At 56.3% G+C, this 15,271-nt stretch carries 13 protein-coding genes; 3 read left to right on the plus strand and 10 right to left on the minus strand.

The window, feature by feature from the left end:
• Nucleotides 1-30: 30 nt before the first annotated feature.
• Together rplY and HF679_RS01475 are read right to left on the minus strand one after the other, a co-directional pair.
• On the minus strand, nucleotides 31-315 hold the full coding sequence (rplY, locus tag HF679_RS01470; protein WP_095100671.1) for a 50S ribosomal protein L25: 285 nt from the start codon (nucleotides 313-315) through the stop codon (nucleotides 31-33).
• A gap of 137 nt (nucleotides 316-452) precedes the next feature.
• Entirely contained in the window at nucleotides 453-2,210 is a 1,758-nt protein-coding gene (locus tag HF679_RS01475; protein ID WP_174507832.1) for a DEAD/DEAH box helicase, read from the minus strand.
• A 160-nt stretch (nucleotides 2,211-2,370) separates the two neighbouring features.
• Between HF679_RS01475 and rsuA the strand changes: the two genes are divergently transcribed.
• The 3 genes from rsuA to HF679_RS01490 all read left to right on the plus strand — a co-directional run bounded on the left by rsuA (nucleotide 2,371) and on the right by HF679_RS01490 (nucleotide 4,971).
• Entirely contained in the window at nucleotides 2,371-3,090 is a 720-nt protein-coding gene (gene rsuA / locus HF679_RS01480; RefSeq protein WP_187042519.1) for a 16S rRNA pseudouridine(516) synthase RsuA, read from the plus strand.
• Nucleotides 3,087-4,283, plus strand: a complete 1,197-nt coding sequence (locus tag HF679_RS01485) for a Bcr/CflA family multidrug efflux MFS transporter (RefSeq protein WP_123755177.1) — start codon at nucleotides 3,087-3,089, stop codon at nucleotides 4,281-4,283. The genes rsuA and HF679_RS01485 overlap by 4 nt, the downstream gene beginning before the upstream one ends.
• A gap of 343 nt (nucleotides 4,284-4,626) precedes the next feature.
• Complete coding sequence (locus HF679_RS01490; protein ID WP_123755175.1) at nucleotides 4,627-4,971, plus strand: YejG family protein; 345 nt, start codon at nucleotides 4,627-4,629, stop codon at nucleotides 4,969-4,971.
• A 3-nt stretch (nucleotides 4,972-4,974) separates the two neighbouring features.
• On the opposite strand, the gene yejF is transcribed toward HF679_RS01490, so the two are convergent.
• The 8 genes from yejF to HF679_RS01530 all read right to left on the minus strand — a co-directional run bounded on the left by yejF (nucleotide 4,975) and on the right by HF679_RS01530 (nucleotide 15,167).
• Entirely contained in the window at nucleotides 4,975-6,564 is a 1,590-nt protein-coding gene (gene yejF / locus HF679_RS01495) for a microcin C ABC transporter ATP-binding protein YejF (protein WP_154144215.1), read from the minus strand.
• 1 nt (nucleotide 6,565) lies between these two features.
• On the minus strand, nucleotides 6,566-7,591 hold the full coding sequence (locus tag HF679_RS01500; RefSeq protein ID WP_154144216.1) for a microcin C ABC transporter permease: 1,026 nt from the start codon (nucleotides 7,589-7,591) through the stop codon (nucleotides 6,566-6,568).
• Nucleotides 7,591-8,685, minus strand: a complete 1,095-nt coding sequence (locus HF679_RS01505; RefSeq protein WP_187042520.1) for a microcin C ABC transporter permease YejB — start codon at nucleotides 8,683-8,685, stop codon at nucleotides 7,591-7,593. Before HF679_RS01505 ends, HF679_RS01500 begins: the two co-directional genes overlap by 1 nt.
• A 9-nt stretch (nucleotides 8,686-8,694) precedes the next feature.
• Nucleotides 8,695-10,500, minus strand: a complete 1,806-nt coding sequence (locus tag HF679_RS01510; RefSeq protein ID WP_187042521.1) for an extracellular solute-binding protein — start codon at nucleotides 10,498-10,500, stop codon at nucleotides 8,695-8,697.
• A gap of 70 nt (nucleotides 10,501-10,570) precedes the next feature.
• Nucleotides 10,571-12,133, minus strand: coding sequence for a cyclic di-GMP phosphodiesterase (locus HF679_RS01515; protein WP_187042522.1), 1,563 nt, complete (start codon nucleotides 12,131-12,133; stop codon nucleotides 10,571-10,573).
• A gap of 308 nt (nucleotides 12,134-12,441) precedes the next feature.
• Nucleotides 12,442-13,014 (minus strand): bifunctional murein DD-endopeptidase/murein LD-carboxypeptidase, encoded by a 573-nt coding sequence (gene mepS, locus HF679_RS01520; protein ID WP_123755169.1) that lies wholly within the window; start codon nucleotides 13,012-13,014, stop codon nucleotides 12,442-12,444.
• 425 nt (nucleotides 13,015-13,439) lie between these two features.
• Nucleotides 13,440-14,147 carry a phosphatase PAP2 family protein gene (locus tag HF679_RS01525; protein ID WP_123755168.1) on the minus strand — a complete coding sequence of 236 codons (708 nt, stop codon included), beginning with the start codon at nucleotides 14,145-14,147 and terminating at the stop codon, nucleotides 13,440-13,442.
• A gap of 42 nt (nucleotides 14,148-14,189) precedes the next feature.
• Complete coding sequence (locus tag HF679_RS01530) at nucleotides 14,190-15,167, minus strand: CobW family GTP-binding protein (protein WP_123755167.1); 978 nt, start codon at nucleotides 15,165-15,167, stop codon at nucleotides 14,190-14,192.
• Between the last annotated feature and the right edge of the window lie 104 nt (nucleotides 15,168-15,271).

Genomic DNA, 15,271 nt, shown 5'->3' on the forward strand with positions numbered 1-15,271 from the left:
GCGTTTGCCACTCAACTTAACTTTCGGCGATTACGCGCGAACGAAGTCGATGTGAGACAGTTTTGGCTTGAACGGGTGACGCTGAACAGCCTGAACTTTTACTTTTTCTTCTTTGCCATCGATAACGATGGTCAGAACTTCACCGTAGAACTCAGCTTTACCCTGAATGTTCCACAGTTTGTCCTGGTCCAGCTCAATTGCTACCGGAGTAGCTTCGCCGCCATAAATGATGGCCGGGAATTTGTTAGCTGCACGCAGGCGGCGGCTCGCACCCTTACCCTGCTCTTTACGTACTTCTGCGTCGATAGTAAACATTGATATCTCTCTATATTTAAATCCTGCTACAGGCGACCCAGCAGCAGGCAGATGATCTGCTTTGCGAATGCAAAAGCGGGCGGCATTATATCCGCCTGCGGCGCTAACGGCAATGAAAACCTCAGTCGCGAAGCGGATTACCGCAGTTCACCGGCCCGGCGAAAACGGCCCTGATAGTCGAAGACTTTTTCCCGCACCTGCCAGTATTGCCCTTTCATGCGGGCGACCACAAAGTCCGGATGGCGCAGCAGCGGCTGCTGGGCGAGAATATCCGCCGGCGTGATCCAGCGCAGCGGGATGCCCGGCGTGCGGGTATGCGGGCGGATAAACAGCTGCTCAAACGCGGTGCGTTGGGCAGGAGTTTGCAGGCGGAAGCGTTCGCTGACGTCGGCGCCATCTTCATCGTAATAGGTGATTTTCAGCCACGGGCCTTTGTCGTCGGCGCCGTGCTGCAGGTCCATACCGCTACAGCGCAAAACCAGCGCGTCTTTAAGCTTCAGCGCCGCCTTCAGCATATCATCGGGGTCCACCAGAATGGTGTCGCACTCGCGGCAGCGGCGGGCAGCAATATCATTTTCCGCATTACACTGCGGGCAGTTTTTAAAGCGAAAGCGAAAATCGCACTGCTCACGATGGCCTTCATCATCGTCAAACCAGCCCTGGCAGCGGCGGCCAAAATGTTCGATCAGCGTGCCGTCGGCGGTGGTTTTTCCCCAGAAGGTATTGGCGAAACCGCAGGCCGGGCAGAAGACCTGCACCGGAACGTTGTCGCTCTTGCCTTTTGGCGTGCCGACTTCCGGCGCGTAGAGGTCATGAGGGTTGCCGGCATAGTCGAGGATCAGGCAGTCGGTTTTGCCCGGCGCCAGGCGCAGGCCACGGCCGACAATCTGCTGATACAGGCTCACCGATTCGGTAGGGCGCAGAATGGCGATCAAATCGACATGCGGTGCGTCAAACCCGGTGGTGAGAACCGCCACGTTGACCAGATAGCGATACTGCTGCGCCTTAAAGGCCTCGATAATGCGATCGCGCTGCGGGCCCGGCGTCTCACCGGTAATCAGCTCGGCCTCACCGGCGGGCAGCAGGCCGGTAATTTCCCGCGCATGTTCGACGGTGGAGGCGAAAATCATCACTCCTTTGCGCGTTTGGGCAAACTCTACGATCTGGCTGATAATGTGCGGCGTGATGCGCTGCTGCTTTTTTAGCTCGAGGTTGAGATCAGCTTCACTAAACAGCCCGTTATTCTGCGGCTGCAGGCGGCTGAAATCATACTGCACTACCGGCATATCCAGGCGTTCCGGGGGCGTCAGAAAACCGTGTTTAATCATGTAGCGCAGCGGCAGCTCGTAGATACAGTCGCGAAACAGCGCCTTTTCGTCGCCGCGCACCATGCCATGATAATGAAACTGGTAGATCCAGCCTTTGCCAAGCCGGAACGGCGTGGCGGTTAGCCCGAGCAGGCGCAGCTGCGGATTGACCTGCTGCAAATGGCTGATAATTTGCTGATACTGGCTGTCATCGTCATCGCTGATGCGGTGGCATTCATCGACAATCAGCAGGGAAAATTCGCTCTGAAAGCTATCGAGGTTGCGGGCCACCGATTGCACGCTGCCGAAGACCACTTTGCCGTGGCTCTCCTTGCGTTTCAGACCGGCGGCAAAAATATCCGCCTCCAGCCCGAGGGCGCAATACTTGGCGTGGTTTTGCGCCACCAGCTCTTTAACGTGCGCCAGCACCAGCACGCGACCCCGCGCCAGGCGGGCCAGTTCGGCGATAACCAGGCTTTTGCCGGCGCCGGTGGGCAGAACGATAGCGGCAGGTTCATGGTGGCGACGAAACCAGGCTAGCGTGGCGTCGACCGCCTCTTTTTGATAGGGGCGTAGTGTAAAAGTCATAGCGTTTCGGGCGTTAATCAGTTGGCAAAGAGGAGTCGCCGACAGTATGCCACGAATTTTTTCCCTTGAGTGGCGTTAAGAGCCCGTTATACTAGCCAATGAATTTCTTCTTTTTCGGGCGTTTGCCCGCTCCAGCATTATTACAGGCTAAAAAAATCTCATGCGACTTGATAAGTTTATCGCTCAGCAACTTGGCGTCAGTCGGGCTATTGCCGGGCGTGAAATCCGCAGCAGCCGCGTTCTTGTGGATGGCGAGATCGTCAAAGATGCGTCGTTCAAGCTCCTGCCGGAGCACGACGTAGAATTTGACGGCAACACCCTGACTCAGCAGAACGGCCCGCGCTACTTTATGCTCAACAAGCCGCAGGGATACGTCTGCTCCACGGATGACCCCGATCATCCGACGGTCCTCTATTTCCTCGATGTTCCGGTGGCGTACAAGCTGCATGCCGCAGGCCGACTGGATATCGATACTACCGGGCTGGTGCTGATGACCGACGACGGGCAGTGGTCCCATCGCATTACTTCTCCGCGTCATCACTGCGAGAAAACCTATCTGGTGCAGCTGGAAAACCCGGTGGATGACCAGACGGCGGAGCAGTTTGCCCACGGCGTTCAGCTGCACAATGAAAAAAGCCTGACCAAGCCGGCGGTCCTGGAAGTGCTGACGCCAACGGAAGTCCGCCTGACGATCAGCGAAGGACGCTACCATCAGGTGAAAAGAATGTTCGCGGCGGTCGGTAACCGCGTGGTCGGTCTGCATCGTGAACGTATTGGTGACATTATGCTGGATGAGGATCTGGAACCAGGCGAATACCGCCCGTTGACGGAAACCGAGATCGCCAGCGTTGGCCTCCCACAAACACGGAGTAAAGCGTGACGGCAAAGCAGAATTCTTCACTGGGGATTGTGTTTATTCTTGGCCTGCTGGCCATGTTGATGCCACTGTCGATCGATATGTATCTCCCGGCGCTGCCGGTGATATCGGCACAGTTTAACGTGCCGGACGGCAGTGCGCAGATGACGCTCAGTACTTATATTCTGGGCTTCGCGCTAGGCCAGCTGCTGTACGGTCCGATGGCAGACAGCATCGGCCGTAAGCCGGTGATCCTCGGGGGAACGCTGATTTTTGCCGCGGCGGCGGTGGCCTGTGCGCTATCACAGACCATCGAAATGCTGATTACCATGCGCTTTTTCCACGGCCTGGCGGCCGCGGCGGCGAGCGTGGTGATCAACGCCCTGATGCGTGACATCTACCCGAAAGAAGAGTTTTCGCGAATGATGTCATTCGTCATGCTGGTGACGACGATTGCACCGCTGGTGGCGCCCATGGTGGGCGGCGCCGTGCTGGTGTGGTTCAGCTGGCATTCTATTTTCTGGATCCTCGCCGTGGCGGCGCTGCTGGCCTCTGCGATGATCGCCTTTTTCATCAGCGAAACGCTGCCGGTTGAACGGCGGCAAAAGTTTCGTCTACGCACCACGCTGGGTAATTTCGCCACCTTGTTCCGCCATAAACGAGTATTGAGCTATATGCTGGCGAGCGGCTTCAGTTTTGCCGGGATGTTCTCGTTCCTCAGCGCCGGTCCGTTTGTGTACATCAATATTAACCACGTTTCGCCGCAGCACTTTGGTTACTATTTTGCTCTGAATATCGTCTTCCTGTTCATCATGACCATTATTAACAGCCGCTTTGTCCGGCGGGTCGGGGCGGTGAATATGTTCCGGGCCGGGCTGTGGATCCAGTTTTTGATGGCCGTCTGGATGGTGGTCTGCGCGCTGTTCGGGGTTGGCTTCTGGGCGCTGGTGCTGGGCGTTGCGGCGTTTGTCGGCTGCGTGTCGATGGTTTCGTCTAACGCCATGGCGGTGATTCTCGATGAGTTCCCGCATATGGCGGGTACCGCCTCTTCGTTGGCCGGGACCTTCCGCTTTGGTATCGGGGCAATTACGGGGGCGCTGCTGTCGATGGCGACCTTTACCACCGCCTGGCCAATGCTGATTTCCATTGCGTTCTGCGCCAGCTGCTCGATCCTGTTCTATCTCTACGCCAGCCGGCGGCGAAAAACTGCACATTAGTCTTTCTTAACATTCCTTCCAGAAGGGGCGATTTCCGCCCCTTTTTTGATGCACATCAAGCACGATGAGCTTCATTCTTCTGTAATTTGTTTCTTTTATGTAAAATCAATTAGTGTAAAAAGTCGCATTGTTGCGATAAAAAAGTTGTTTTGGATCACAGAAACGGGTACATATAGCCCCGATCTGTTTCCGCAGCGAAACTATAAAGTTCTGGATTATAAGTCGTTAGCCCTGGTGTGATGCGGATGTAAACGTTTTCTATGCGGATGCAGGACTATTTGTCAACAATGTGTTAAGATTGATGTAAATTTATTGTGAAGCATTTTGCTTCCGGGGAAACTAAGTGAATACACAGCAACTCTCTATCGTACACCGTCTGCCGCAGAGCTATCGTTGGCTCGCCGGTTTTGCGGGTTCAAGAGTTGAACCGATTCCGCAAAACGGCGCACAGAGCGAAAACAGCCTCGTGGCGTTGAAGCTGCTCAGCCCGGATGGCGAGAAGGCGTGGCCGGTTATGCATAAGCTCAGCCAGGCGCTCAGCGATATCGAAGTGGATTGTTCCATCGTTGAATGTGAAGGCGAGCCGTGCCTGTTTGTGAATCTGCAGGACGAGTTTGCGGCAACCTGTCGACTGAAAAATTTCGGCGTGGCGATCGCTGAACCTTTCTCTGGTAACAACCCATTCTGACCGTCAGCCCAGCGCCAGAAGCTGGCGGGTATACGCCTGCTGCGGAGCGGTAAACACGCGCTCGCACTCTCCCTGCTCGACAACCTCCCCATGCCTGAGCACCATCACCTGATGACATAACGTGCGCACGACGCGCAAATCGTGGCTGATAAAAATATAGGCCAGCCGGTGCTTTTGCTGTAATGCTTTCAGCAAGGCCAGAATTTGCGCCTGAACGGTCTTGTCCAGTGATGAGGTCGGTTCATCCAGCACGATAAGCTGGGGTTTCACAATCAGCGCCCGGGCGATGGCAATACGCTGACGCTGGCCGCCGGAAAACTCGGCGGGGTAGCGAAAACGCGTTTGCGGATCGAGCCCGACTTCCTGCATTGCCTGTACCACCGCCTGTTCACGCGCGCTCGCGGTTAACGTTGGCTGGTGGACGCGCAGCCCTTCCTCAATAATCTGCAAGACGTTCAACCGCGGATTCAGCGATGAGTTGGGATCCTGGAAGACGATCTGCATGCGCCGACGTAACGGCAGCATCTGCCGACGAGTGCGCCCCTGTAAGGTCTCACCGGCGAAAACGATACTCCCCTCGGAGGCGATAAGACGCAGCAGCGCCAGACCGGTGGTGCTTTTCCCTGAGCCGGATTCACCCACCAGTCCGAGCGTCTCTCCGGCCCGCAGCTGGAAGTTGAGCGCGTTGACCACTCGGTTATGATCGATCACCCGGCGGAGGATCCCTTTGCGCACCGGGAACGCGACGCTCAGGTCGTTGGCCTGAAGCACCAGCGGCGCATCGGTGGCCAGCGGCACCGGATGACCGGAAGGTTCGCTATCCAGCAGACGTTGGGTATACGGATGCGCAGGGGCGGCAAACAGGCTGCGGCAGTCGTTCTGTTCGACGCAGCGCCCGTGCTGCATCACCGCGACGCGGTCGGCCAGCTGGCGGACAATGCTTAAGTTATGGGTAATAAACAGCAGGCCCATATTGAGTTCGTTTTTCAGCTCACGCAGCAGCTGCAGAATTTGCGCCTGCACCGACACATCCAGCGCAGTGGTTGGCTCGTCGGCAATCAACAGCTCCGGGCGGGTAAGCAGCGCCATGGCAATCATCACCCGCTGGCGCTCGCCGCCGGAAAGCTGATGCGGGTAGTCGGCCAGCCGACGCAGAGGCTGGCGGATCCCTACGCGATCGAGACAGCTGAGGATCTCTCCCCGCGCGGCTTCTTTACGCATCCCGCGATGCAGAGACAGCACTTCATAGAGCTGCTTTTCCAGGGTGTGCAGCGGATTGAGCGACACCATCGGCTCCTGGAAAATCATCGCAATGCGGTTACCGCGGACCTGGCTCAGGGTGCGCTCATCGGCGTGCAGCAGCGATTGCCCGTGAAAGCGAATGTCGCCCCCGGGATAGCTGACCGGCGGCGCAGGAAGCAGGCGCAGCACCGACAGGGCGGAGACGCTTTTACCGGAGCCGGATTCGCCGACCAGCGCCAGGGTTTCACCGGCGGCAATCTGCAGCGAGAGGTCGCTGACGACAACGTTGGTTTTCCCTTGCTGGCGAAAGGCGATGGACAGGTGGTCGATCTCTAACAACGGCTGGGTCATGTTATACCGCCTTACCGGGATCGAAGGCGTCACGGACGGCTTCACCAATGAAAATTAATAACGTTAATAGCACCGCCACTGACAGAAACGCGGCGATACCCAGCCACGGCGCCTGCAGATTGTTTTTGCCTTGCAGCAGCAGTTCCCCCAGTGAAGGCGAGCCCAACGGCAGGCCAAAGCCGAGAAAATCCAGCGAAGTCAGGGTGGTGATGGAGCTGCACAGAATAAACGGCAGGAAGGTCAGGGTCGCCACCAGTGCGTTGGGCAGCATGTGGCGCCAGATGATATGGCGATCGCTGACCCCCAGCGCCTGGGCGGCACGAATGTAGTCATAGTTGCGGGTACGCAGAAACTCTGCGCGCACGACGCCGACCAGCGTCATCCAGCCAAACAGCACGGTAATGGCCAGCAGCCACCAGAAACCTGGCTGTACCACGCTGGAGAGTAAAATAATCAGGAACAGGGTTGGCATCCCCGACCACACTTCAATAAATCGCTGCCCCCAGAGGTCTATTTTTCCGCCGTAGTAGCCCTGTATCGCCCCAGCCAGCACCCCCAGCACGCTGGAGAATAAGGTCAGCATCAGGCCGAACAGCAGCGAGATCCGCGTGCCGTATAAAATCCGGGCCAGCACATCGCCGCCGTTGGCATCGGTCCCCAGCCAGTTGCGTGCCGAGGGCGGTGAAGGGAAGGGGGCGTCGCTGGCGAAGTTGATGGTGGTGGCGCCGAAATGGACCGGCGCCCAGAGGACCCAGCCGTTGTCATGCAGTTGTTGTTGCAGCCACGGGTCCTGATAGTCGGCGGCGGTGGCGAAAGGGCCGCCAAAGGTGGTCTCGCTGTAATTTTTGAGGGCCGGTACGTACAGGCTGCCGCGATACTGCACTAGCAGGGGACGGTCGTTGGCAATCAGCTCCGCGCAGAGGCTACAGACAAACAGCAATAAAAACAGCCACAGCGAGACGTAGCCGCGACGATGCTGGCGAAAGCGCGCCCAGCGGGCCTGATTAGCAGGGGTCAGAAAAGACATCAGCGGCCCTCAAAATCAATGCGGGGATCGACCAGCGTATAGCAGATATCACTGACAATATTCAGCAGCAGGCCGATCAGCGTAAATATGTACAGCGTCCCGAACATCACCGGGTAATCGCGGGAGACGGTCGCTTCGTAGCCCAGCAGCCCCAGACCATTGAGGGAGAACATCACCTCAATCAGCAGCGAGCCGGTAAAGAACATACTGATAAACATCGCCGGGAAGCCGGCGATCACCAGCAGCATGGCGTTGCGGAACACGTGGCCCCATAAAATACGTTTTTCACTGACCCCTTTGGCCCGGGCGGTGACGACATACTGCTTGCGGATCTCATCCAGAAAACTGTTTTTGGTCAGCATGGTCAGCGCCGCAAAACCGCCGATGACCGTTGCCAGCACCGGCAGCGTAATATGCCACAGATAATCGAGGATCTTCTGGTACCACGACACGCTGTCGAAGTTGGCCGACACCAGCCCGCGCAGCGGGAAGAGATCGAAATAGCTGCCGCCGGCGAAGACCACGATCAGCACAATGGCGAACAGAAACGCCGGGATAGCATAGCCAATTATCATCAGGGTGCTGCTCCAGATATCGAAGCGGCTGCCGTTATGCACCGCTTTACGGATCCCAAGCGGGATCGACACCAGATAGATAATCAGCGTGCTCCACAGGCCGAGGGTGATGGAGACCGGCAGGCTGTTTTTAATCAGCTGTAAAACCGATGCGCTGCGAAACAGGCTGTCGCCAAAATCGAAACGCAGATAATCGCCGAGCATTTTCAGGTAGCGCTCGTGGAGCGGTTTATCGAAGCCGTAGCGGCGGGTGATTTCGGCAATCACCTCCGGATCCAGGCCGCGTCCGCCACGATAATGCCCTTCGCTGATATTGCTGACGCCGGTGCGCGCGTGGCTGGCTGTCATGCCGCTTTCTCCGGCCCCCGGTAAGCCGCCGCGATTGCCAAATTCGATGGCGGAAATGGCCTGATCGACCGGGCCGCCGGGAGCAATTTGCACAATAAAAAAGTTGATCGTGATGATCGCCCACAGGGTAGGGATAATCAGCAATAACCGGCGGATCAGGTATGCGCCCATCGTGATTCCTTACCGTCTGTCCGCGGGCAGTTTTGCCGCTTTGTTGTTGTCATACCACCAGCTATCAAACCCGGACGAGTAGACCGGTCGCGTCTGCGGGAACGAGAACTTATTCCAGTAGGCCGTTCTGTCCTGCGCCATATACCACATCGGCAGCATGTAATAGTTCCAGGTGAGCACCCGGTCCAGCGCGCGTCCCAGCGGCAGCAGCTTCTGTTTATTGCCCTGCCAGCGGATGATCTGCGCAATCAGCTGGTCCACTTCCGGGCTCTGGACGCCTGGGGCATTGTAGCTGGAGTGAATATACGATGAATCCCAGGAGATTTGCAGGTCGGTGCCGGGCCATGGCGTCGCGCGCCAGACGTTCGGCATCATGTCGTAATCGCGGCTGCGTCGACGGTTAGTGTACTGCGAATTATCAACCTGGCGAATATCCATGGTGATCCCCAGGCGCTGGAGATTATGCCGGAACGGCAGCACCCAGCGATCGTTGCTGCCGGAGGAGAGCAGCAGTTCGAAGCGCAGCGGTTTACCGGTGACCGCATTGACCCGCCGCTGGTTTTTCACTATCCATCCGGCCTGGTTCAGCAGGGCATCCGCCTGCAGCAGGTTGGCCCGGTCGAACCCATCGCCGCTGGAGCGCGGCGGTTGATAAACGGTGGTGAAGACCTCCGGCGGCAGCGCTTTTTTCATCGGCGTCAGCAGGGCAAGTTCTTCGGCGTCAGGCAGCTGACGGGCAGCGTATTCGGTATTCTGGAAGTAGCTGTTGCTGCGGCTGTAGGCGCTATAGAACAGCGCCTTGTTCATCCATTCGAAATCGAAGGCGAGGGTCACCGCCTGACGGACCCGGCGGTCGCTAAAGACCGGGCGCTGGATATTAAACGCCAGCCATTGGGTGTCCTGCGCCGAGGTATTCTGGTAGGTATCTTTGACGATATAGCCCTGGGTAAAGTTACGCCCGACGTAACGGGTGGCCCAGTTTCTGGCGACGGCCTCTTCGCGCCGGTCGACGGCCCCGGCCTTAAAGGCCTCAAAGGCGACGTTATCGTCGAGATAATAGTCGTAGCGCAGGGTGTCAAAATTCCAGCGCCCGCGGTTCACCGGAAGATCGGCCGCCCAGTAGTCTTTGACCCGCGAGTAGACGATGTATTGCCCCATCCGCCAGTCGGTAATGCGGTACGGGCCGCTGGCCAGCGGCGGCGTGGAGAGCGGATCGCTGAGCTTATGCTGACGCCAGAACGCCTCCGGCATCACCGGCAGGGTCAGCAGGCCCAGCATGTTTTCTTTTCCGGGCTGCCCGAGCGTGATGCGCACGGTGCGCGGGGCAATCGCCTCGACGCTCGTCCCCTTGTAGAACAAGCGAAACTGCGGCACCCCTTCGGTCATAAATTTGTGGAAGGTAAAGGCGACATCGCTGGCGCTAATCGGGCTGCCATCATGAAAGCGGGCGTGGGGATTGAGGGTGACCTCCATCCACGAGAAATCGTCGGCGTAGCGGGCGCGCTCGGCAATGAGCGGGTAATAGCTGCCGGGTTCGTCGTCGGAGGTGGTGAACAGCGTATCGTACAGGGCTTCGGTGCGGACACCCGGGTTACCGCGTAGCGCGTAGCGGTTGAAATTGTCGAAGGTGCCGATGGCGGCATTGACGATAGTGCCTCCCTTCGGTGCCGTCGGGTTAGCGTAATCGAAGTGGCTAAAATCGTCGCGGTACTTCGGTTCACCAATGATCGAGAGCGCGCTGCTCTCTTGAATAGTTTGCGCCTGGCTGTTCAGGCTCAGCAGGGTCAGGAATACCAGGCAGACGCGGACAAACATAACCAGATTCTTATCCTTTGTGAGCAGGCCTGATGGTGGCCTGCCTGCAGAGTGGCATCATAAGGGAAGGCTAGCGGTTGGCAAAATATTTTGCCGGTTCGTCATGCGCTTCCAGCAGCATTTCCAGCGAGATCGGGCGGCTCAGCCAGTAGCCCTGCAGGTAGTGTACCCCCTGCTTGCGTAGCCACTCGGCCTGTTCAGGCGTTTCGACCCCTTCAGCCACGGTCAGGAGCTTCAGGCGCCTGCTCAGGGTCAGGACGGCGTCCAGCACCGGCGAAGTGACGGTTTCGGTCCCGATAGCCTGCACAAAGCCGCGGTCGATTTTCAGGTAGTCAAAGTTATAACGCTCAAGATAGATCAGCGCGCTATGCCCGGTACCAAAGTCATCGATCGCAATTTCAAAGCCCTGCTCATGCAACCAGTCAAAGATCGCCAGCGATTTGTTTTTATCGATCATCGCCCGTTCGGTTATTTCCAGCACCACATTGAAGTGGTTGGCGGGCATGGCGGCGGCAAACTGGCGGAGGTCGTCCTGAAAACCATCGGCATGGAGGTGGGCGGGGGAGATGTTAAGCCCAAGCTTGGTTCCTGCCGGCAGGATCGTTTTCAGCGTTGGCGCGTCACGGGCGATCAATGAGAACAGATGATGGGTGAGCGGGACGATCATTTGCTGGGTTTCGGCGAGGTTAATAAATACGTCCGGGGGGATCTCACCGCCTATCGGATGTCGCCAGCGCATCAGCACCTCGACACCGCTGATATGCAGGGTATCGGCTTTCACCACCGGCTGGTAAACAATGTAAAACTGGTTTTTGTTAATCGCCGTCTGCAGTTCTTTTCGTGGGTCGGAGCGCAACGTGAGAATGTAGTAACCAATCAGCCCCGCCAGCAGGCCGCTCACCATCCCCAGCAGGAGGGCAAACTGCATATTCTCCGACAGCCAGCTGTTGGCATAGAGATAGACCTTCAGCGGCAGGCCTTTTATTTCCAGCTGGCGAATGGGTTGCGTTGACAGGGTCTGCGGGTCAACGAGGCGGTTGTTAAAGGTAGCCAGGGCGAGGTTATTCACCACCAGTGCAATACCGCTGAAATCATCCTGGCGGGCGGTATAGAGAAAATAGGGGAGCAGGTTGGTATTGAGGGAGACGAATACGCCATCGTTTCCGCCGTGCGGGCTGCGTACCCACAGGGTCAGCGCGGTGCTTTTCGGCATCATCGGCGTCCCTGCCAGGAGCTGCATGTCGACCGGTTTACTGATATCCAGCCTCGGAATAAGCTCCGTCAGCGGCGAGTTCATCGGCCCGGTGGCGGAAGAGCAGAAGGCCATGCCATCTTTGACCAGTAGAAAAGCGCGGACGTTTGGGCTGAATGCTGCTTTGGCGGTCAACCCGGAGGCGACATTTACACAGTTCTGGTCAACCAGCGGCTGTAGGTCGGCAATGGTTTTGTTGAGGTCGTGAAAATAATTCGTCAGGAAGACGCTAATGTTATCGATGACGCTATCAAAGCGCTCAGATCGACTGTGGTAAATCGCTATAAACTGAATGCTGCCGGCCAGCAGCGCGGCGATGATTCCAATGAGTATGCTGGTTAGCCAGATATTCCGTCGGGGCGATAGATAACGGGTAAGCATAGCCTGTAGTCTGTCCGTGTTTATAAGTTACGCCAATGGGTGATAGACCCGTCATACTTCAGGTTGCCTGGGTGTTGGCTGCACCCGCGCACCCCAGTCACTTACCTGAGTAAGTTCCTGGGGGTTTACGGCTTTGCCGCCTACAAGCAACTCGAATTATTTTGGGTATACAACATGCTTTTTCTATCGTCACTAAATAGAGATAGCCTATATTGCGGCGTTTACAGGTAAATAGGCAAAAAAAAACACTGCCACAGCAGTGTTTTTTTATCTGAACGTCAGCCAAGGGTAACCGACGGCAGAAGAGATTACGAGCGGCTCAGAACTCGACGCGCTTCGTTATAGCGCTTTTTCCAGTAAGGTTCATTCATGCTGGAGATGGTCACACCGCTGCTGGTGGAAGCATGTACGAACTGATCGTTACCGATATAAATGCCTACATGACGACCCGTTGACCCTGCGCGGAACAGCACTAAATCACCGGTGCGCAGCTGAGAACGTGAAATCGACTTGCCGGAATCTTGCTGCTCAGAGGTCGAGCGCGGCAGTTCCAGACCAAATTGTTCGCGGAAGGTACGCTGTACGAATGCGGAACAATCAATACCCTTACGGGTGCTGCCACCGAGGCGGTAACGCACGCCTTTCCAGCTGGCATACTGGTCCATCAACTTGGTCTTAACATTCAAGTTGCTGACCAGCTTTTCAAATTCATCCTGAGAGGCTTGCAGTGATGATAAATCGCCACTACCCACAGCATGCGTCTCAGAATGCATATTCTTCGCGGTACTACTTGTCGAACTACAGGCAGAAAGCAACACTGCCACTGCTATTGCGGGAACCACCCGCAAGATATATCTCAAAATCGGCTGAGATTTGACCATGTTGTTTGTTTTCCCTTGTTGTCCTTAACGACAATGTCGTTATAAAAAATGCCAAACGTGTTAGAGCCTAAATACCTGCCAGCAATGAGACAATTCCTTAAATCCAAATTTGTGGGATAACGCACAAATTTAATTTTGAGCCAGAATATGTTGCTGAAAAGGCAAAACGAGAACGAGATTACCCTATCAACCGGGGGATGGCGAGTGGTTTTGCGCGATTTCTTATAAGAAATTTTGCGTCTGAAAGTGAATCATCGGGAAAGCGCAAAATAGCGTCAATAGCGGGTAAAAAATATGCAATTACTTCATTTGTAAGATGATTAATGTGACAAGAAGATGACCATTACGACAAAAAGTGGCAAAAGCCGATAAGGGGACCGAGAACGATCCCTTATGGATAATATTAGTAATTTGTAACGGTCGGGTTAATTTTCACCCTTTTTACCCGGCAGCGTGCGATCAAACCAGTCCACCAGAATATCGCTTAATGGCGTCAACAGAACCCAGGGGGCACCAATCAGCAGGGCGGTTAATGAGCCAACAGCAATATCGGTAAACCAGTGGGCGCCAATCATCACCCGCGGGAAGGCGAAAATAACAAAAATAGCGAGCGCAATCGCCAGTGCCCGGCGGCCAAAATAGCGCCACATAAAGGCGGCGAATATCAGCAGCATCATTCCATGGTCACCGGGGAAACTGTCTTTGGACGCGTCTTTGGTCGGGAAAGAGACGACATCGCTGACTTTCACAATTCCGCTGAACGACAGGGAAGGGCTGGCGCGTTTAACCGGCATCAAATGCTGCGCCAGCTGGTTAATAATCACCGCGGAAAGCAGCATCACCAGGCCGATAATCACGATCCGGCGGCGCCCGGCGCTCTGCTCTTTCAGCCAGAAGCTGAGCATCAGGCAGCCCATTGCCAACAACGAGCAGCCATCGAAGGCGCGGTTATTGATGATCGCCAGCAGCCAGGCCCAGGCGTGGTTGGTCCCCACACTCTGGTTAAAGAAGTGGAAGATAGCGGAGTCCAGCGGAAACCAGAAACCATGATTCGCGGGCAGATACCACGATAAAAACAGGGCGAAACCGGCAGCGTTAAGCAGCAGGATCAGGGGTAATCGATTTTTTAACATAACGGTCGCGAGTTGTGTAAAACGGCGGAAAACATAACCGCCTTAACTTAAACGAAGTTTCAACAAAGAGGCTTGTAACGCGTTCCAGTCGGCCTCGGAAGCACTAATGAGCTCTATTCGGCTATCCGGCGGTGCGACGTTTTGGGTCTCAATATGCAGGTCAAGCCCCTGACGATTGATACGGACCAGGCCTTCCGCAATGCGTAACACGCCCTTCACGCGCTCAACCGGCGCCAGGCGCGCCCACTCCAGCAGCCCAATGGTGTCAAAGGTGGTCTCGGCATCAAAGATCCAGCCGCAGGCCTGATAGCCCTGGCCGCTGTTGAGGCTGCGCCGCCAGCGCTGGTGTGCCGGCAGGCTCAGCGCGCCCAGGCCCTTTGTGGCGCCGTGGCTGTGCGCATGTTCGGCGCTGGTCGGCAGCGGGCCAACATTACGCCGTGGGAGGTCAAGCAGCGCCGGGTCGATGTTGCCTTGTGTCGCCGTGACGTGCCGACGTTCACCGCCATGGTCCTGCCACCAGGCCTGAAAGGCCTGTTCGCTGTCTGCCGTCATGCGATCCGTTTTATTGCTGATGATGATGTCAGCCGCGGCAAGCTGATCGCGGAAATTATCATTCGCCAGCACTTTGCTATCGAGCAACTGACGGGGATCGAGGACGCACAGCGTTGCCCGAAGATCGATCCACGGTTCGTAGACGGCGGCGGTGAGGATATCGAGAATTTGTTTAGGGTGGCCAAGCCCGGTGGGCTCAATCAGCAGGCGATCCGGTTTCCCCTGGCGTAGCAGGGTGTTCAGCCCAACCTGCATCGGCAGGCCGTTGACGCAGCACATGCAGCCGCCGGGGATCTCTTTGAGTAGCGCACCGCTTTCGGCCAGCAAGGCCCCGTCGATACCCACTTCGCCAAACTCATTAACCAGCACGGCCCATTTTTCATCTGCAGGCTTATGGGCCAGCAGATGAAGAATCGAGGTCGTCTTACCGCTGCCGAGAAACCCCGTGATCAAGTTTGTTTTGGTCACATTTTCTCCAGGACGCAAATGTAATGTTGTAACAGTTACGACTATCCTGACGAAAAAATGACGAAAAGAGAAGAGGAAGCGCGGGCAGAAAAAAATTCTGCCCG

Source organism: Enterobacter sp. JUb54 (assembly GCF_014298075.1).
In the GTDB taxonomy this organism is placed as follows: domain Bacteria; phylum Pseudomonadota; class Gammaproteobacteria; order Enterobacterales; family Enterobacteriaceae; genus Klebsiella; species Klebsiella lignicola.

Excerpts from the sequence above, each read along its gene's own strand:
- rplY (WP_095100671.1), bottom strand. The coding sequence starts at position 315 with ATGTTTACTATCGACGCAGAAGTACGTAAAGAGCAGGGTAAGGGTGCG.
- HF679_RS01475 (WP_174507832.1), bottom strand. The coding sequence starts at position 2,210 with ATGACTTTTACACTACGCCCCTATCAAAAAGAGGCGGTCGACGCCACG.
- rsuA (WP_187042519.1), top strand. The coding sequence starts at position 2,371 with ATGCGACTTGATAAGTTTATCGCTCAGCAACTTGGCGTCAGTCGGGCT.
- yejF (WP_154144215.1), bottom strand. The coding sequence starts at position 6,564 with ATGACCCAGCCGTTGTTAGAGATCGACCACCTGTCCATCGCCTTTCGC.
- HF679_RS01500 (WP_154144216.1), bottom strand. The coding sequence starts at position 7,591 with ATGTCTTTTCTGACCCCTGCTAATCAGGCCCGCTGGGCGCGCTTTCGC.
- HF679_RS01505 (WP_187042520.1), bottom strand. The coding sequence starts at position 8,685 with ATGGGCGCATACCTGATCCGCCGGTTATTGCTGATTATCCCTACCCTG.
- HF679_RS01510 (WP_187042521.1), bottom strand. The coding sequence starts at position 10,500 with ATGTTTGTCCGCGTCTGCCTGGTATTCCTGACCCTGCTGAGCCTGAAC.
- HF679_RS01515 (WP_187042522.1), bottom strand. The coding sequence starts at position 12,133 with ATGCTTACCCGTTATCTATCGCCCCGACGGAATATCTGGCTAACCAGC.
- mepS (WP_123755169.1), bottom strand. The coding sequence starts at position 13,014 with ATGGTCAAATCTCAGCCGATTTTGAGATATATCTTGCGGGTGGTTCCC.
- HF679_RS01525 (WP_123755168.1), bottom strand. The coding sequence starts at position 14,147 with ATGTTAAAAAATCGATTACCCCTGATCCTGCTGCTTAACGCTGCCGGT.